The 16,802-nt window shown below is 67.2% G+C and carries 15 protein-coding genes, 1 tRNA gene and 1 pseudogene; 8 read left to right on the top strand and 9 right to left on the bottom strand.

The annotated features are described in order from the left end of the window. Positions 1 to 235 precede the first annotated feature (235 nt). Positions 236 to 967, bottom strand: a complete 732-nt coding sequence (hutC, locus tag BR78_RS0118235) for a histidine utilization repressor (protein WP_029724018.1) — start codon at positions 965 to 967, stop codon at positions 236 to 238. Then, positions 964 to 2,370 (bottom strand): formimidoylglutamate deiminase, encoded by a 1,407-nt coding sequence (locus BR78_RS0118230; protein ID WP_231478310.1) that lies wholly within the window; start codon positions 2,368 to 2,370, stop codon positions 964 to 966. The genes hutC and BR78_RS0118230 overlap by 4 nt, the downstream gene beginning before the upstream one ends. 52 nt (positions 2,371 to 2,422) lie before the next feature. On the opposite strand from BR78_RS0118230, the gene hutI reads away from it, so the two are divergent. From hutI to hutU, 4 genes are read left to right on the top strand one after another with little or no spacing between them, the layout of a single operon-like run. Continuing rightward, positions 2,423 to 3,631: an imidazolonepropionase gene (gene hutI / locus BR78_RS0118225; RefSeq protein ID WP_029724020.1), complete on the top strand. Its 1,209-nt coding sequence runs from the start codon at positions 2,423 to 2,425 to the stop codon at positions 3,629 to 3,631. Then, complete coding sequence (gene hutH / locus BR78_RS0118220) at positions 3,628 to 5,166, top strand: histidine ammonia-lyase (protein WP_029937285.1); 1,539 nt, start codon at positions 3,628 to 3,630, stop codon at positions 5,164 to 5,166. Before hutI ends, hutH begins: the two co-directional genes overlap by 4 nt. Continuing rightward, the gene (gene hutG / locus BR78_RS0118215) at positions 5,159 to 5,980 is read left to right on the top strand and encodes an N-formylglutamate deformylase (protein WP_029937284.1); all 822 of its coding nucleotides are present in this window, start codon (positions 5,159 to 5,161) and stop codon (positions 5,978 to 5,980) included. The genes hutH and hutG overlap by 8 nt, the downstream gene beginning before the upstream one ends. After that, entirely contained in the window at positions 5,977 to 7,647 is a 1,671-nt protein-coding gene (gene hutU, locus BR78_RS0118210; protein WP_029937283.1) for a urocanate hydratase, read from the top strand. Before hutG ends, hutU begins: the two co-directional genes overlap by 4 nt. 23 nt (positions 7,648 to 7,670) lie before the next feature. Here hutU and BR78_RS0118205 read toward each other — a convergent pair. Beyond that, positions 7,671 to 7,746, bottom strand: a tRNA-Ala gene (locus tag BR78_RS0118205). A gap of 230 nt (positions 7,747 to 7,976) precedes the next feature. Between BR78_RS0118205 and BR78_RS0118200 the strand changes: the two genes are divergently transcribed. Beyond that, a complete protein-coding gene (locus tag BR78_RS0118200; RefSeq protein ID WP_037567031.1) occupies positions 7,977 to 8,894 on the top strand; it encodes a DUF2171 domain-containing protein in 918 nt (305 codons plus the stop codon). Positions 8,895 to 8,963: 69 nt separating this feature from the next. Here BR78_RS0118200 and BR78_RS0118195 read toward each other — a convergent pair whose 3' ends face one another. From BR78_RS0118195 to BR78_RS0118185, 3 genes are read right to left on the bottom strand one after another with little or no spacing between them, the layout of a single operon-like run. Further along, positions 8,964 to 9,869, bottom strand: a complete 906-nt coding sequence (locus BR78_RS0118195; RefSeq protein ID WP_029937282.1) for an alpha/beta fold hydrolase — start codon at positions 9,867 to 9,869, stop codon at positions 8,964 to 8,966. Continuing rightward, the gene (locus tag BR78_RS0118190) at positions 9,866 to 10,072 is read right to left on the bottom strand and encodes a helix-turn-helix transcriptional regulator (protein ID WP_029724026.1); all 207 of its coding nucleotides are present in this window, start codon (positions 10,070 to 10,072) and stop codon (positions 9,866 to 9,868) included. Before BR78_RS0118190 ends, BR78_RS0118195 begins: the two co-directional genes overlap by 4 nt. After that, positions 10,069 to 10,491 carry a hypothetical protein gene (locus BR78_RS0118185; RefSeq protein ID WP_029937281.1) on the bottom strand — a complete coding sequence of 141 codons (423 nt, stop codon included), beginning with the start codon at positions 10,489 to 10,491 and terminating at the stop codon, positions 10,069 to 10,071. Before BR78_RS0118185 ends, BR78_RS0118190 begins: the two co-directional genes overlap by 4 nt. A gap of 166 nt (positions 10,492 to 10,657) precedes the next feature. On the opposite strand from BR78_RS0118185, the gene BR78_RS0118180 reads away from it, so the two are divergent. Continuing rightward, entirely contained in the window at positions 10,658 to 10,999 is a 342-nt protein-coding gene (locus BR78_RS0118180; protein WP_049811616.1) for a hypothetical protein, read from the top strand. Here the strand turns inward: BR78_RS0118180 and BR78_RS0118175 are convergent. Together BR78_RS0118175 and BR78_RS22040 are read right to left on the bottom strand one after the other, a co-directional pair. Next, positions 10,985 to 12,391, bottom strand: coding sequence for a UDP-N-acetylmuramate--L-alanine ligase (locus BR78_RS0118175; protein ID WP_029937279.1), 1,407 nt, complete (start codon positions 12,389 to 12,391; stop codon positions 10,985 to 10,987). The two genes, BR78_RS0118180 and BR78_RS0118175, sit on opposite strands and share 15 nt — an antisense overlap. A 79-nt stretch (positions 12,392 to 12,470) precedes the next feature. Beyond that, positions 12,471 to 12,635: a hypothetical protein gene (locus tag BR78_RS22040; protein WP_197021413.1), complete on the bottom strand. Its 165-nt coding sequence runs from the start codon at positions 12,633 to 12,635 to the stop codon at positions 12,471 to 12,473. Here BR78_RS22040 and BR78_RS0118170 point away from each other — a divergent pair. Continuing rightward, a complete protein-coding gene (locus tag BR78_RS0118170) occupies positions 12,565 to 13,386 on the top strand; it encodes an LD-carboxypeptidase (protein ID WP_029724030.1) in 822 nt (273 codons plus the stop codon). The genes BR78_RS22040 and BR78_RS0118170 overlap by 71 nt on opposite strands. 221 nt (positions 13,387 to 13,607) lie before the next feature. Here the strand turns inward: BR78_RS0118170 and BR78_RS0118165 are convergent. Next, a pseudogene (locus BR78_RS0118165) lies at positions 13,608 to 14,633 on the bottom strand (glycoside hydrolase family 43 protein); the annotation flags it as partial. A gap of 161 nt (positions 14,634 to 14,794) precedes the next feature. Between BR78_RS0118165 and thrS the strand changes: the two are divergent. Further along, positions 14,795 to 16,786 carry a threonine--tRNA ligase gene (gene thrS / locus BR78_RS0118160; protein WP_029725410.1) on the top strand — a complete coding sequence of 664 codons (1,992 nt, stop codon included), beginning with the start codon at positions 14,795 to 14,797 and terminating at the stop codon, positions 16,784 to 16,786. Positions 16,787 to 16,802 lie beyond the last annotated feature (16 nt).

The raw sequence follows: 16,802 nt of genomic DNA, 5'->3' as shown, positions 1-16,802 counted from the left end.
CGGAGCGAGTCTCAGGGTTGTTGCTGTCCCCGCGACCGGACGCCTTTTGCGGGGTGCCGGAGGTTGCTCCTCCTGTTCTCCCACAATATGGAACGTGACTTCAGCTTTTAGAATTACCCATTTTTCCACTCGGCGCAAGCCAATCGTCAGACCAATCGGATTAAAGCCGGTCCGCAGGAGGAAATCGGGGTTCTGTCCCGCCGTGAGACGTTGCCGGAAGCGCGTCCGGACGCGATCAATCGGCGGCCGGGCTCCTCGCCGCCCGCGACGCGAACCGCGCGGTCAGGTCGAAATTGTCGCCGTGGAAGACCGTTCGGACATAGGTGATCGATTCCCTCTCGCGCCACGTCCAGCGCTCGAGCACGAGGCACGGCTTGTCCGCAGGCACTTCGAGCAAGGCAGCCGCCTCCCCCGCTGCTGCGGCGGTGATACGATGCTCCGCCTCGGTCCAGGGAACATGCGCGAGCAGCCAGCTCCCCGGCGGGTCCACGGAGAAGTCGGCGTCACGTGCCGCTGGCACGGCGGCGAGATTGATCAACCGATCCTCGACTGCATAGGGCCGCCCGTCGGCGAGGTGCAGGCACTGGAGCGACAGCAATTTGCCGCCGGACGACAGGCGCAACCGAGCATCGCTTGCGGCGTCCGCGTCGAGACTAGTCCGGCCGATCAATCGCAGCGCGTAGGCTTGGCCGCGCTGTTCGATCTCCTCGCGAATGTCGGGGATCTGCAACGCCGCCATATGGATACGCGGGCGCATCACGAACGAGCCTCGCCGGCGCTGGCGCGAGATCAGCCCGGCACTGGCCAGCCCCGACAGCGCCTTGTTCACCGTCATGCGCGAGCAGCCATATTCCGCCATCAGCTCGTGCTCGAACGGAATACGGTCGCCGGGCCGCAGCGCGCCCGACATGATCCGGCTTTCGATCGCGTTGCGGATCGCCTGGTAGAGCGGAGGCGTGTCGGTCACTGCCCCGTGATCCCCACCCCGGCAAGCGCCCGCACATAACGCGCCACCACCCGATCGCGCGCGACATGCCGCCCTCCACGGACCCATTGCCGCCCGCCACGCCAAACGCCGTCGATCATCCCCCGTTTGTCGGCGAAGACGAACGCGTCGAGCAACCCGTCGCCCGCGCGCCCAGCCAGCGTCGGATGCCCGCGATCGAGCGTCACGAAATCGGCGCGCGCCCCGGGTGTGAGGCCATGGCCGCCCATCCCCAGCGCCTGCGCGCCTCCCTTGCCGGCAGCGTCGAACAGCGCCCGCCCGTTGGAGGGGCACGCCATGCTCGACAGCAAATTGCGTTCCCGCCGCACCAGCCGCTGCGAATATTCGAGACTCCGCAGCTCCTGCGGCATGTCGATCAGCACGTTCGAATCGGAGCCGACTCCGAAACGCCCGCCGGCCGCGAGGAAATCCGTCGCAGGAAAGACGCCGTCGCCCAGATTGGCTTCGGTGATCGGGCAAAGCCCCACGACGGCGCCGCTCCGCGCGACCCCCTCGATCTCCGCCGATGTGACATGCGTCGCATGGACGAGGCACCAGCGCGCATCGACCGGCGCATTGTCGAGCAGCCACTCGACCGGGCGCCGGCCGCAGTGGCGCAGGTATTCCTCGACCTCGCCGGTCTGCTCGGCGATGTGGATATGCACTGGGCCTTCGCCTCCGATCTCGACCGCGGCGGCAAGCCCCTCGGGCGTGACCGCGCGCAGGCTGTGGGGGGCGACGCCGACCCGCGCATCCGGGCTTCCCGCCACCGCGCCCCGCGACGCCTCGACCAGACGGGCATAGCCGTCAATGTCCTGCACGAAACGCCGTTGCTCGGGCCGGGGCGCCGCGCCGCCGAAGCCCGACGCCATGTAGAGCACCGGCAGCAGTGTGAGCCCGATCCCGGTCTCCGCGGCGGCAGCGGCGAGGCGCGCGCCCATCTCGGCCGGATCGGCGAAGGGCGTGCCGTCGCGGTCGTGATGAACGTAATGGAACTCGCCCACCGCGACGAAGCCCGCCTCGAGCATCTCGACAAAGGCCAGCGCGGCGATCGCCTCGAGCTCCTCGGGCCCGATCGCATTGGCGAAGCGATACATCAAGTCGCGCCACGTCCAGAAGCTGTCCGCGGCCGGCCCCCGTCGTTCGGCCATGCCGGCCATGCCGCGCTGGAAGGCGTGGCTGTGGAGGTTGGCAATGCCGGGCAATGCGACACCGTGGCGCTCGTCGCCGGCCTCGGGCTCGGCATCGGCGGTAATGCCGACGATCCGCCCTTGCTCGGCGGTCATCCGCACGCGCTCAGCCCAGCCTTCCGCCAGCAGCGCCGCCTCGAACCACCAGCCTTGCATCGCCTTCTCCGCGCCGTTCGCCGACAAATGTATAGACATTTAATCCGACATCCTAGAGACTCGTTGGAGTCGCCTTGAGGAGGATGAGCGCGTGCGCGTCGAGCAGCTATGGAGCAATGCCAGGCTGGCGACGCTGCGCGCCGATCTGCCCGGGCTCGGCGTGGTGGAAGACGGCGTGGTCGCGACCGTCGGCGAACGCATCGTCTATACCGGGCCGCGGAAGGAAGCGCCCGCGTTCGAGGCGGGGATCGCGCATAATTGCGAGGGGCGCTGGATCACGCCCGGGCTGATCGACTGCCACACGCACCTCGTCTACGCCGGCAACCGTGCGCGCGAGTTCGAGTTGCGGCTGGAAGGCGCGAGCTATGAGGAGATCGCGCGGGCCGGGGGCGGGATCGTCTCGACCATGGCCGCCACGCGCGCCGCGAGCGAGGGGGAACTGATCGCCTCCGCGCTGCCCCGGCTCGACGCGATGCTGGCCGAGGGCCTTACCACGATCGAGATCAAGTCGGGCTACGGCCTGTCGGAAGCGGACGAGATCAAGATGCTGCGCGCCGCGCGCGGGCTGGGCGAGGCACGCACGGTCAGCGTCGCCACGACCTTTCTCGGCGCGCATGCCGTGCCCGGCGAGTTCGCGGGCGATGCCGAGGGCTATGTCGACCAGGTCTGCGCACGGATGCTCCCCGCGATTGCCGCCGCCGGTCTGGCGGACGCGGTCGACGCCTTTTGCGAAGGGATCGGCTTCAGCCCCGATCAGGTCCGCCGCGTGTTCGAGGCCGCCCGCGCCCACGGCCTGCCGGTCAAGCTGCACGCCGAGCAGCTCTCCAACCTGCACGGCGCGGCGCTCGCGGCCGAGTTCGGCGCGCTTTCGGCCGATCATCTCGAGCATCTCGACCAAGCCGGAGTCGCCGCGATGGCGCGCGCGGGCACGGTCGCGGTGCTGCTGCCGGGTGCGTTCTACTTCACGCGCGAAGAGCGGAAGCCGCCAATCGAGGCGCTCCGCCGCGCCGGCGTGCCGATCGCGGTGGCCACCGACTGCAATCCCGGCACCTCGCCGCTCACCTCGCCGCTGCTGGCGATGAACATGGCGGCGACCCTGTTCCGGCTGACCGTCGAGGAATGCATCGCCGGCATGACGCGCGAGGCGGCACGCGCGCTGGGCCGTCTCGATTCGGTCGGCTCGCTCGAGCGCGGAAAACGTTGCGACCTCGCCATCTGGGACATCGCGGAGCCGGCCGAGCTCGTCTATCGCATGGGGTATAATCCGCTCCATGCCCGCATCTTTGGAGGGCAGGCATGATCACGCTCGAACCCGGCGCAGTGCCGCTCGAGCAATGGCGCGCTGTGTATCGCGGCGGCGAGGCGCGGCTGGATCCGGCTTGCCGGACGGCGGTGCAGCGCGGCGCCGACACGATCGCGCGGATCGCCGCGCGCGATCAGGCGGTATATGGCGTCAACACCGGCTTCGGTCTGCTTGCGAGCATCCGCATCGAACCCGCCGATCTCGACACGCTCCAGCGCAATCTCGTCCTCTCGCATGCTGCCGGGGTCGGCGACCCGATGCCGCGTCCCGCGCTCCGCCTGATGATGGCGCTCAAGCTGGCGAGCCTCGGGCGCGGCGCATCGGGGGTACGGCTCGATACGCTCGACCTGCTCGAAGCCATGCTGGCGCGCGACCTGCTGCCGGTCGTGCCGGCGCAGGGCTCGGTCGGCGCCTCGGGCGATCTTGCCCCGCTCGCGCACATGACCGCGGCGATGATCGGCATGGGCGAGATCGACACGCCCGCCGGCCGCCTTCCTGCCGAGCGGGCATTGCGCGACGCCGGCCTGGTGCCGCTCACGCTCGGCCCCAAGGAAGGGTTGGCGCTGCTCAACGGCACGCAATTCTCGACTGCCTATGCGCTCGCCGGCCTTTTCGAGGCCGAGGCGCTCCACGCCGCCGCGCTCGTCTCGGGGGCGCTCTCGACCGAGGCGGCCAAGGGCTCGGACACCCCCTTCGACCCGCGCATCCACGATCTGCGCGGGCATCGCGGGCAGAAAGAAGTCGCTGCGATGCTGTGCGCGATGATGCATGAATCGCCACTCCGCGCATCGCACCGCGAAGACGACAAGCGCGTGCAGGATCCCTATTGCCTGCGCTGCCAGCCGCAGGTGATGGGCGCCGCGCTCGACCTGCTTCGCCAGGCCGCCGCGACGCTCGGCATCGAGGCGAACAGCGTCTCGGACAATCCGCTGGTCTTCGCCGATACCGACGAGGTCCTCTCGGGCGGCAATTTCCACGCCGAGCCGGTCGCCTTTGCTGCGGACATGATCGCGATGGCGCTGTGCGAGATCGGTTCGCTTTCCGAGCGGCGGCTGGCGATGCTGGTCGATCCGGCGCTGTCCGGCCTCCCCGCCTTCCTCACCCCGCGACCGGGGCTTAATTCGGGATTCATGATCCCGCAGGTCACCGCCGCCGCCCTGGTTTCCGAGAACAAGCAGCGCGCCTACCCGGCCAGCGTCGATTCGATCCCGACCTCGGCCAATCAGGAAGACCATGTCTCGATGGCAGCGCATGGCAGCCGCCGGCTGATGGCGATGGCCGAAAACACCGGCCATGTGATCGCGATCGAGCTGCTCGCCGCCGCGCAGGGCTATGATTTCCACGCGCCGGTCCGCAGCAGCGAGGCGATCGCGGCGGTCCACCGCGAAGTGCGCGCCGCCGTCCTCCATCTGGAGGACGACCGCTACTTCCACCCCGACATCGCCGCCGCCGCGCAGATCGTCCGCGCCGGTCGCCTTCGCGAGATCGCGGAAGCGCACGCCATCCCCGTCCCGTCGGTGATCCATGGCTGATTCCGACTGGCTGATCGTCCGCCGCGGCACTGCGCCGCTGGTGCTCGGCATGCCGCATACCGGCACGCATATTCCCGACGACCTGCTCCCCCGCTTCGTCTCGCCGTGGCGCGCGCGGAAGGACACCGACTGGTGGATCGACCGGCTCTACGCCTTCGCCGCCGATCTCGATGCCACGGTCGTCCGCACCACGCTTTCGCGCAGCGTCGTCGACGTGAACCGCGATCCCTCCGGCGCCTCACTCTACCCGGGCCAGACCACCACCGAACTCTGCCCCACCACCACCTTCGACGGCGAACCGCTCTATTTGCCCGGCGAAGAACCCGACGAAGCCGAGATCGCCATGCGCCGCGACCGCTGGCTGGCGCCCTATCACACCGTGCTCGCGGCCGAGCTGGAACGGCTCCGCCACGTGCACGGCCATGTCGTCCTCTACGATTGCCACTCGATCCGCAGCCATATGCCGCGTCTGTTCCTTGGCGAGCTCCCCCAGTTCAACATCGGCACCAACAATGGCGTGACCTGCGATTCCGCGCTCGAAGCGGCGGTCGAACGCGCCTGCGCCGCCACCGGCCGCTCGCTGGTCGTCAACGGCAGGTTCCGCGGGGGCTACACCACGCGCCACCATGGCCGCCCCGAAACAGGCGTGCACGCGATCCAGATGGAACTCGCCTGCCGCGGCTATCTCGACGAGCCCGCGACGCCCGACGAGACCAATTGGCCGACGCCCTTCGACCCGGCCCGAGCCGCGTCGCTCGCCGGCGAACTCCGCGCCATCCTCACCGCCTGTCTCGACTGGAAGGCCACCGCATGACCACGCGCCGCGACAACAGCCGCACTATCCGGGCCCCACGCGGCACCGAGCTCAGTGCGAAGAGCTGGCTCACCGAGGCTCCCTTGCGGATGCTGATGAACAATCTCGACCCCGACGTGGCCGAGAAGCCCGAGGAACTGATCGTCTATGGCGGGATCGGCCGTGCCGCGCGCGACTGGGAGAGCTACGACGCCATCGTCGCGAGCCTGCGCCGGCTGGAGGACGACCAGACCCTGCTGATCCAGTCGGGCAAGCCCGCCGGCATTTTCCGCACGCATGAAGACGCCCCGCGCGTGCTGCTCGCCAACTCCAACCTCGTGCCGCACTGGGCCAATTGGGAGCATTTCAACGAGCTCGATGGCAAGGGCCTGATGATGTACGGCCAAATGACCGCGGGCAGCTGGATCTATATCGGCAGCCAGGGCATCGTTCAGGGCACTTACGAGACCTTTGCCGAGATGGGGCGCCAGCATTTCGGCGGCCGCCTCGCGGGCCGCTGGATCCTCACCGCCGGCCTCGGCGGGATGGGCGGCGCGCAGCCGCTCGCCGCGACGATGGCGGGTGCTTCGTGCATCGCAGTCGAATGCCAGCCCTCGCGGATCGAGATGCGGTTGCGCACCGGCTATCTCGATGCGCAGGCGAACAGTATCGAAGAAGCGCTGGCGATCGTCGAACAGGCACATGCCGAGGACCGCGCCATCTCGGTCGGGCTGCTCGGCAACGCCGCGGAGGCGTATCCCGAGATGGTCCGCCGCGGTATCCGCCCCGACGCAGTGACCGATCAGACCTCGGCGCACGATCCGCGCAACGGCTATCTGCCGCTCGGCTGGACCCTCGACCAATGGGAGCGCGCGCGCAGCGACGATCCCGAGGCGCTAGACAAGGCCGCCCGTGCCTCGATCGCGGTTCACGTCCAGGCGATGCTCGATTTCCACGAAATGGGCGTGCCCACCGTCGATTACGGCAACAACATCCGCCAAATGGCGCTCGGGGAAGGCGTCGCCAACGCGTTCGCCTTCCCCGGCTTCGTCCCAGCGTACATCCGCCCGCTCTTCTGCCGCGGCGTCGGTCCGTTCCGCTGGGTGGCGCTGTCGGGCGATCCCGAGGACATCTGGAAGACCGACGCCAAGGTCAAGGAACTGCTCCCCGACAACGCGCACCTCCACAACTGGCTCGACATGGCGCGCGAGCGGATCCACTTCCAGGGCTTGCCCGCGCGGATCTGCTGGGTGGGCCTCGGCGACCGCCACCGGCTCGGCCTCGCCTTCAACGAAATGGTCGCCTCGGGCGAGCTGAAGGCCCCGATCGTCATCGGCCGCGACCATCTCGACAGCGGCTCGGTCGCCTCGCCAAATCGCGAGACCGAGAAGATGCGCGACGGGTCCGATGCCGTCTCGGACTGGCCGCTGCTCAATGCCCTGCTCAACACCGCCAGCGGCGCGACCTGGGTGTCGCTCCATCATGGCGGCGGTGTCGGCATGGGCTTTTCGCAGCATTCGGGCATGGTGATCGTCTGCGACGGCACTGCGGACGCCGCCCGCCGGATCGAGCGCGTGCTGTGGAACGATCCCGCCACGGGCGTCATGCGCCATGCGGATGCAGGCTACGAGATCGCGATCGACTGCGCGCGCGAGCAAGGTCTGGACCTGCCCGGCATCCTCGGCTGATTTTGGGAAACCTCAGGGGCGGCTGGTGGAGCTGAGGGGAATCGAACCCCTGACCTCTGCAGTGCGATTGCAGCGCTCTCCCATCTGAGCTACAGCCCCGCCGCCTGTCTCCGGTTGCCCGGAAGGCGCTCCCATTAGCGTTCCCCGATCCGCGATGCAACTGCGCCGGAACAGCGGCGGCGGGCCGCTCCCCGCGCGCGCCGAAGCGGCCGAAAATTCGATGGAATGCCGGAACCTTGGCCCCTGCTCGCTCGCTGAATCGGGTGTCGGGCGCGGCGGCGCTTGCCCGCTGCTTGCGCCTGTTCCGACCAACGATCTGGAGAGGCGAAATGGACGACCGCAACAGCCGCTATGGCCCGCGTGACGCATATGGCCGCGGCAGCCCGCAAGACTATACCGAGGATTACGGCTCCGGCCGCGACTATACCTATTCCAGCGCCCGCGACTACGCCGCCGCCGGCGAACTCGGCTATGGCGGACGCCCGCGCGGGCGGGCGTGGCGTGAGGACAGTGACTGGAACGATCGCGGCCGCGGCGATCGCGAACGCTCGGACTATTATCGCGGCGGCGCCACCGGCCGGCGCTTCGGCTATGGCGCGCGCGATCATGATCGCGACCGCGGCTATTCCGGCAGCCGGGCCGGCTATGGCGAGGACCGCGGCTTCATCGAACGCGCGGGAGATGAGGTCCGCTCATGGTTCGGCGACGAGGAGGCCGAGCGCCGCCGGGAGATGGACCAGCGCTATGACGAGCGCGTGGGTCGTTACGAGCGCGCTTTTGGCGGCACCGGCGACGGCCACTACCAGTCGTGGCGCCGCCAGCGCATCGCCGAGCTCGACCGCGACTATGACGAATATCAGCGCGAGAATTCGCGGCGTTTCGAGAACGAGTTCGGCAGCTGGCGAGCCGAACGTTCCGGCCAGCGCGATTCGCTGCGGCGCGTGACCGAGCATATGGAGGTCCTCGGATCCGACGGCAGCCATATCGGCACCGTCGACAAGGTGCGCGGCGATCGCATCCTGCTCACCAAGAGCGACAGCGACGCCGGCGGGCATCATCATTCGATCCCGTCGCGCTGGATCCAGTCGGTCGACGACAAGGTGACATTGCGCAAGACCGCCGACGAGGCAAAGGCGCATTGGCGCGACGAGGAGCGATCGGGTGCGCTGTTCGGCGAAGGCCGCGACGACCGCGAGGATTGGTCGACCGAGCACAACCTCAATCGCAGCTTTTCCGGCACCTATTGAGCGGGGCCGCTAACAACGGAAGTTGAGCAGGACCGGGCCCGGGGCGATCCCCCGGGCCCATTCTTTTCCTCAGCCGGCGAGGAAGGCGTTCAGCGCCGCGGCAAAGGCCAAAGGCTGATCGAGCATGATGAAATGCCCGCTGTCGCCCACCGCCGCATAGGTCACGTGCGGCGCCTTGGCATATTGCGCCCGGTAGAAGGCATCGGCGCGCGCCTGCGGCATCCGCGCTTCCGACCACGGATAGACGATCGTCATCGGCGTGGTGATAGCGCCCATGTCGGCGCGCAGATCGGTGGTCATGTCCTCGTACATCGCCTGTCCGGCCACGCGCATGTCGGCGGCGCGCGACCATCCGATCACCTTGGCCTGCGATTCGGGCTTGAGCGCGTTGTTCGCGGCGATGCCCTGCAGCACTGCGTCGGGCACCGGCTTGCCGTACATGGCCGCCATCTGATCGCGGAACATCTTCGCCTGCGGCTCGAGCGCCGCCATCGTCGCGCCGGGCACGAAGATCTCGCCGACAAAGGGCAGCGAATCGACGATCATCAGCTTGCCGACATCGCCGGCATGCGCCTTGGCGAGCATCAGCCCGACCAACCCGCCCATCGAATGGCCGACCACCGCCGCGTCCTCGAGCTTCTGGTCGGCGATCAAATTGTGGAGATCAGCGACCATACCGTCGAGGATCCCCGGCTGCAGGTTCGCCCCCGGCGCGTCGCCGCCGAAGCCGTTGACCTGCACCAGATACACCGTGTGCGACTTGGCGAGTTCGGGCGCGACGCCGTCCCATACTGCGCGCGGGCTGGAAAGTCCGGGAATGAGGATCACCGGACTGCCCTTGCCGATCACTTGGACCGAGATGTGATCCATCTGGATCAGATTCGCCGGGGCGATGGCGGCATACGCCGGCTGCGGGCCGAGAATGGCGGGGATGCTGGCGGTGGCGGCGAGTGCGAAGAGGATACGAGCGATCATTGGATGTCCTTTGCGGGATTGTGGAAGATTTCTTCGATGGCGAGGCCGAACAGATCGGCGATCCTGAAGGCCAGCGGGAGCGAGGGATCGTAGCGGCCGGTCTCGATGGCGTTCACGCTCTGGCGCGAGACCTCAAGCCGTTCGGCAAGATCCTGCTGGCTCCATTCGCGCTCGGCGCGGAGCACGCGGAGGCGGTTCTTCATTCGCCGCCCCCCGCCATGTGATCGCGCAGGCCGATGACGCATTGCGCCAGTCCCCAGGCGGCGCACCAGAGCGGAAAGGCCCAGAGCGGCAGCTCTGAACTGGGCTCGATCGCGCCGCCATTGACCAGGAAGCCATAGACCGTCGCCGCGGCGAGCAGCACGCCGGTGCCGAACAACATGCAGCTCGCGATGCGCTGGCGGAGGAACTCGTCGGTCTCCTCCACCAGATAAAGGGCCATGACGACGATCGCGGCGATGATCGGCACCGCCGGCAGCACCGAGAGCACGATCAACTCGATTCCCTTGGGCTCCCAATTCTTGATTGCCCAAACGCAGGCGAACAGCACGAGCACATAAGCGAACATCGTCGGGAAAAAGCGCCGCAGATATCGGCGGCCAGCGGGCGTAGCTATCTTCATGTGTCAAGCTCCCTTTCGAATCAGTAAAGTGAGCTTTACGTTCATGCGCGCCTCATGTCAACCCTACTTTACATATAGCCAAGCAACCGCGACATCGACGCAGGCACGATGGGCCTCAGCTCGAATCGCTATCGCTACGCCGAGATTGTGCGCTAGGGCGCGCTTCATGAACCCGATCGAGCTATATGGTCGCCTGATCCAATGGGTCGGCGACGGCACCGGCGCTCCGGATACCGTCCTTCACATTCATGCCGGAATGGCGGTCCTGCTGTTCGTGAGAGTGGTTACCGGCCGATCGCTGGCGACCCCTTGGCCGTTGCTCGCGGTCTATCTCGCCGAGTTCGCCAATGAGGTGATGGACCGCGTGAACCACGGCCAATGGATGCCCGACACGACGAGCGACGTACTCAATACGGTGTTCTGGCCGACCGTGCTGTTCATCGGATTGCGGATCAGGCGCGCGCGGCTGGAAAATCCAAAGGCAGATTCCCAATCAGCCGCGAGCTAGTTGGAGCGCGTCCAGCATCGATTGGGCAAGCAGGCTCAACGTGTCGTCGCGCGCACCCATCACCACGATCCGATCGCCCGGCCGCGCCAGCGCCGCGAGGTGCGTCGCGGCGGCCTCGCGTTCCGGAATGTGGAGCGCCTGCCTCCCGCCTGCCGCGACATCGGCGACGATATCCGCGCTGGTCACTTCGCGCTTCACCGTGCCGCCCTGATAGACCGGATCGGGCAAGACGAGCAGGTCGTCCGCCGCCAGCTTCCCGGCGAACATCGCCACCAGCTCGCCGCGCATCACCTTGAGCGGGCCATAGCCGTGCGGTTGGAACATCAGCAGCAGCCGGCCGGGAAAGGCGTGGAGCGTATCGAGCGTGGCGGCGATCTTGTCGGGATTGTGCCCGAAATCGTCGATCACCGCGACGCCGCCCGCCTCGCCGACGAGTTCGAAGCGGCGCTTGAGTCCGACGAACCCGCCGATCGCTTCGATGGCTTCGGCGAGCGGCACGCCCGCCGCCTGTACCGCGCCGAGCGCGGCGAGCGCGTTGGAGACATTGTGCCGACCCGGCACCTGCAGCGTCACGCGCACCGGCGCCGCGCCGCGCGCGTGCAGATCGAACGCCGCGCCGAAGCGCTGCTGCTCGATGTTGCGCGCGACCAGATCGGCCTGGCTCTCGATCGCGAAGGTCGTCAGCCGATCGGCGGGCAGGGTCATCGCGAGCGCCGCGCCTTCGCCATTGTCGAGATTGACCACCGCCTTGCCCGCCTTCGCGATGAACGCGCCGAAGAGTTCGATCAGCTGTTCCATCGGCATGTGATCGAGGCTGACATTGTTGAGCACGGCGACCTTGGGCCGATAAAGCGCGATCGAGCCGTCGCTCTCGTCGACTTCGCTGACGTAAGACTCGCCCGCGCCGACCAATGCACTGGCGAAGGGCGCGTCGGGCGACACGAAGTTCTTCATCACCGCGCCGTTCATCACCGTCGGATCGCGCCCGCAGGCGTGGAGGATCCAGCCGATCATGCCGGTGACGGTCGATTTGCCGCTCGTCCCCGCGACGCCGATCGAGGCGGGCGATGCATTGAACAGCTTCGCGTTCAATTCGGCGCGCGTCATGCGTTCGTTGCCGAGTTCGGCGGCGCGGACCATGTCGGGGACGCTCGCCTCGATCGCCGCGGAGGCGACCACGATTTGATCGGCCGACGTGATCCCGCTTCCGTCCTGCGGGAACAGCGCGACGCCGCGGCGCTTCAGATCCTCGAACTTGGCGGGGAGGCGGCCGGCGTCGAGGCTGCGGTCCGACCCCGCGACGGTGGCGCCCTGCCCCGCCAGGATCATCGCGAGGGGCATCATTCCGCTGCCGCCGATGCCGACGAAGAAGTAAGGTTTGCCGTGATGCATGGCGTCGCGCTATCGGCGGTTTCGTCGGGGGGAGCAAGGCGCGACGCGCTTCTTCCCTTTCCGTCACCCTGAACTTGTTTCAGGGTCCACCGTGCCACAGCGGCGACGTCGCTTGCAGCGCGGTGGATACTGAAACAAGTTCGGCATGACGACTGGTTCTGGGGTGGAATTGCATGCGCATCGGAGTGGTGGCACCGGCACGAACCATCAGCAGGGAATCCTCGCTGCGGATGTCGGCGTTCATGGCGCTCACCTACCCCGATCACGACATCGTTTTTCACCCGCAATGCTTTATCGAGGAAGGGCATTTCGCCGGCTCCGACGCGGTGCGCGCGGCAGCATTCCTCGAATTCGCCAACGATCCGGCGTTCGACGCGATCTGGTTCGCGCGCGGCGGCTATGGCTCGAACCGCATCCTCGACACGGTGATGCCGCAGCTGGGCGTCGCGGCGGGGCGCAAGACCTATATGGGCTTCTCCGACATGGGGTTCCTGCTCGGCGCGCTCTATGCCAGGCGGATCGGCCACCCGGTGCATGCCTCGATGGCGAGCAGCATCGGCAAGAACGATACCGGTGAGGCTGCAGGCTGGGCATTGGGCTGGCTGATCGACAAGGACCGCCGCGCGCTCGAACCCAGCCTCGCCGACGGGCGCCCCGCCGCGGCGTTCAACCTCGCCATCCTGACCTCGATGATCGGCACCAAATGGCTGCCCGATCTCACCGATCACGTGCTGATGATCGAGGAAGTCGACGAGCCGCTCTACCGGATCGATCGGATGCTGTTCCAGATGGCGCACGCCACCCAGCTCAAGGGCGTCGCGGGAGTGCGGCTCGGTGCGGTGACTTCGGTCGTCGACAACGACAAGCCGTTCGGCGAGACGATCGAGCAGATCATCGCCCGCTGGTGCCGCGACATGAAGGTGCCGTACCTCGGCCGCGCCGAGATCGGCCATGTCGAATTGAACCGCGTGGTGCCGTTCGGGATCACCGCTTAGCTCCACTACGATGGGTCAGGCTGTATCGACATTCAAATCCTCCCCGCCAGGGGGAGGTGGCGCCGAAGGCGTCGGAGGGGGAGGTAGGCAGCGCACTCTCCAATTGGGCGCAGTGATTCCGCCCCCTCCGTCACGCTGCGCGCGCCACCTCCCCCTGGCGGGGGAGGATTGAAAGTCCTTGCTCGTCTGAGTGGCGATACGTCCTAGAGGCCCGCCACCACCCCATTCGCCACCGGCACGCCGAAATCGGGGGTGCCGTCGGCGCGGTAATGGATCGGCTGTACGCGCGTGTGCCGGTTCGGATCGAACAGGGGATCGCCCTTGATCTCCTTATAGTCCCGGCCGTGATAGACGAGCAGGTCGCGGCCATTCTCGTCGACGACGAAGCTGTTGTGACCGGGGCCATAGACCTTGTTCGCCTCGGAGGTCGCGAACACCGGCACGGGCGACTTGCTCCACGAGGCGGGGTTCATGATATCCGAATCGGCATCGGCGGTGAGCATGCCCAGGCAGTAGCGCGCATCGGTCGCGCTCGCCGAATAGGTGAGGAAGAGCCTGCCGTTGCGCGCGAGCAGCGCGGGTCCCTCGGCGACCTTGAACCCCTGGATTTCCCAGTCGAGCGTCGGGACGGTCAGCCGTGCGGGCGGCGCCGCCAATGTGGTCGGGGTCTTGAGCGGTGCGAGATAGAGATTGCTGTTGGTGTCGATCCCCGGCTCCTTCTGCGCCCAGCAGAGATAGCGCACGCCCTTGTGGACGAAGCTGGTGCTGTCGAGCGTGAAGGTGTCCCATGGCGTCTCGAGCTTGCCGAGCACCGACCAGGTCGTCGCCATCGGATTGGCGCCGGCGCCCTTGAGCACATAGGTGCGGATGCGGAACTTGTCGTCGCTGTCGCCGGCGGCGAAATAGACGTACCAGCTGCCGTCGATCAGATGGATTTCGGGGGCCCAGATATAGCCGGCCATCCTGCCGCTCGCCGGGCGCCGCCACAGCACCACTTCGGCGGCGTCGGTCAATCCCGCGATGGTCTTCGCCCGCCGCAGCACCAGCCGGTCATATTCGGGCACCGAGCCGGTCAGGTAGAACCAGCCCCCGACGCGCGAGATCTGGGCATCGGCGCGCTGGCGCACCAGCGGGTTGCTCGGCACGGCGCCCTTTGCGAGCGCCGCACCCGGGATCGCCGCTGCGATCGGAAGCGCGACTCCTGCGGCCAGGATGCTGCGCCGGCTGACCTGTTCTATGCTCTCCATGCGCCGACTGAACTGCAAAGCGTCTCGATGTGCAAGTATTAATCGGACAATTGGGAGAAGACGGCCACGTGGTGGCCCTTCCGGCATGCCTTGCCTATATCGCGCGTGCGTGGGCATAAGCCCCGCCTCCAACCTTTGCTGAAAGAGATCCCGTGTCCGAGATGTTCCGTATCACGCTGCCCGACGGTTCCGTCCGTGAGGTAGCCCCGGGGACTACCCCGGCGGACATCGCCGCGGCGATCGGTCCGGGGCTCGCCAAGGCCGCGCTCGCCGCGCGCGTCGACGGGGAATTGCGCGACATCGGCCGCCCGTTCGAGGGCCATTCGCAGCTCGCCTTGGTCACGTCGAAAGACGAGAAAGACGCGCTCGAACTCGCGCGCCACGATTATGCGCACATCCTCGCCGAGGCGGTGCAGAAGCTGTTCCCCGGCACGCAGATCACTTTCGGCCCCTCGACCGACGACGGCTTCTATTACGATTTCGCGCCGAAGGACCGGCCCTTCACCGAGGAGGATCTGCCGGCGATCGAGGCCGAGATGCGCAAGATCATCGCGGCGGACGCGCCGCTGATCCGCGAAGTCTGGTCGCGCCAGCAGCTGATCGAGCGCTGGCAGAAGCAAGGCGAGACCTTCAAGGCCGAATGGGCGCAGGAACTTCCCGAAGGCGAGGAACTGACGGTCTATCGCGCGGGCAAAAGCGAGGATTCGTGGCTCGACATGTGCCGCGGGCCGCACTTGGCCTCGACCGGCAAGGTCGATCCGAACGCGTTCAAGCTGACGCGCGTGTCGGGCGCCTATTGGCGCGGCGACCAGAAGAACGCGATGCTCTCGCGCATCTACGGTACCGGCTGGCTCAACAAGAAGCAGCTCGACGAGCATCTGATGCGGCTCGAAGAGGCGGCCAAGCGCGATCACCGCAAGCTCGGCCAGGAGATGGACCTGTTCCACCTCCAGGCCGAGGCTCATGGCTCGGTGTTCTGGCATCCGCACGGCTTCACCATCTGGCGCCAGCTCGAAGCCTATATGCGCCGCGCGATCGATGCCGCGGGCTATCAGGAAGTGAAGACGCCGCAGGTGATGGACGCGCGCCAATGGGAGCAGTCCGGCCATTGGGGCAAGTATCGCGAGAACATGTTCGTCATCCCCGACGAAGTGCCGAACGTCGAGGACGAAGGCCCGATCGTCTCGGACGATGCCGAGTGGATGGCGCTCAAGCCGATGAACTGCCCGGCGCACATCCTGATCTTCAAGCAGGGGATCAAATCGTATCGCGATTTGCCGCTGCGCCTGTACGAGAATGGCTGCTGCCACCGCAACGAACCGCACGGCGCGTTGCACGGGCTGATGCGCGTGCGCCAGTTCACCCAGGACGATGCGCACATCTTCTGCCGCGAGGACCAGATCGTCGACGAAGTGCAGGCATTCTGCCGCCTCGCCGACCGCATCTACAAGGACTTCGGGTTCAAATATGCGATCAAGCTGGCACTGCGCCCCGACAATCGCTTCGGCACCGAAGAGATGTGGGACCAGGCCGAGGCCGAGTTGCGCGACGCCGTGGTCCGCGCCGGCATGGCGACCGAGGAATATGGCTGGGAAGAGCTGCCCGGCGAAGGCGCTTTCTATGCGCCCAAGCTGGAGTGGCATCTCACCGATGCGATCGGCCGCACTTGGCAGGTCGGCACGATCCAGTCGGACCGCGTGCTGCCCGAGCGTCTCGACGCGTCGTACGTCGGCGAGGATGGCGAGCGCCACCGTCCGGTGATGCTCCACCGCGCGATCTTCGGCTCGTACGAACGCTTCATCGGCATCCTGATCGAGCATTTCGCCGGCAGGCTCCCGGTGTGGCTGGCGCCGACCCAGGCGGTGGTCGCGACGATCGTCTCGGATGCCGACGACTATGCGCTGCAAGTCGCCGACAAACTGCGCGCGGCCGGTATCCGCGTCGAGACCGACCTGCGCAACGAGAAGATCAACTACAAGGTGCGCGAGCATTCGGTGGCGAAGGTCCCCAACCTGCTGGTGGTCGGCAAGCGCGAGGCCGACGAAGGCACCGTCGCGCTGCGCGTGCTGGGATCGCAGGGCCAGCAGATGCTGACGCTGGACGAGGTCGTGGCGAAGCTCGTTGAAGAGGCGACGGCGCCGGATCTGCGGTGAGGCTGAGATTCCCCTC

Origin of the sequence: Sphingomonas sp. UNC305MFCol5.2 (genome assembly GCF_000712135.1) — a bacterium.
Taxonomy (GTDB): domain Bacteria; phylum Pseudomonadota; class Alphaproteobacteria; order Sphingomonadales; family Sphingomonadaceae; genus Sphingomonas.
Note: the sequence above shows the minus strand (reverse complement) of the source record. Positions and strands in the feature narration are given on the sequence as shown.

Excerpts from the sequence above, each read along its gene's own strand:
- BR78_RS0118230 (WP_231478310.1), bottom strand. The coding sequence starts at position 2,370 with ATGTCTATACATTTGTCGGCGAACGGCGCGGAGAAGGCGATGCAAGGC.
- hutH (WP_029937285.1), top strand. The coding sequence starts at position 3,628 with ATGATCACGCTCGAACCCGGCGCAGTGCCGCTCGAGCAATGGCGCGCT.
- hutG (WP_029937284.1), top strand. The coding sequence starts at position 5,159 with ATGGCTGATTCCGACTGGCTGATCGTCCGCCGCGGCACTGCGCCGCTG.
- hutU (WP_029937283.1), top strand. The coding sequence starts at position 5,977 with ATGACCACGCGCCGCGACAACAGCCGCACTATCCGGGCCCCACGCGGC.
- BR78_RS0118200 (WP_037567031.1), top strand. The coding sequence starts at position 7,977 with ATGGACGACCGCAACAGCCGCTATGGCCCGCGTGACGCATATGGCCGC.
- BR78_RS0118195 (WP_029937282.1), bottom strand. The coding sequence starts at position 9,869 with ATGATCGCTCGTATCCTCTTCGCACTCGCCGCCACCGCCAGCATCCCC.
- BR78_RS0118190 (WP_029724026.1), bottom strand. The coding sequence starts at position 10,072 with ATGAAGAACCGCCTCCGCGTGCTCCGCGCCGAGCGCGAATGGAGCCAG.
- BR78_RS0118185 (WP_029937281.1), bottom strand. The coding sequence starts at position 10,491 with ATGAAGATAGCTACGCCCGCTGGCCGCCGATATCTGCGGCGCTTTTTC.
- BR78_RS0118180 (WP_049811616.1), top strand. The coding sequence starts at position 10,658 with ATGAACCCGATCGAGCTATATGGTCGCCTGATCCAATGGGTCGGCGAC.
- BR78_RS0118175 (WP_029937279.1), bottom strand. The coding sequence starts at position 12,391 with ATGCATCACGGCAAACCTTACTTCTTCGTCGGCATCGGCGGCAGCGGA.
- BR78_RS0118170 (WP_029724030.1), top strand. The coding sequence starts at position 12,565 with ATGCGCATCGGAGTGGTGGCACCGGCACGAACCATCAGCAGGGAATCC.
- BR78_RS22040 (WP_197021413.1), bottom strand. The coding sequence starts at position 12,635 with ATGAACGCCGACATCCGCAGCGAGGATTCCCTGCTGATGGTTCGTGCC.
- thrS (WP_029725410.1), top strand. The coding sequence starts at position 14,795 with ATGTTCCGTATCACGCTGCCCGACGGTTCCGTCCGTGAGGTAGCCCCG.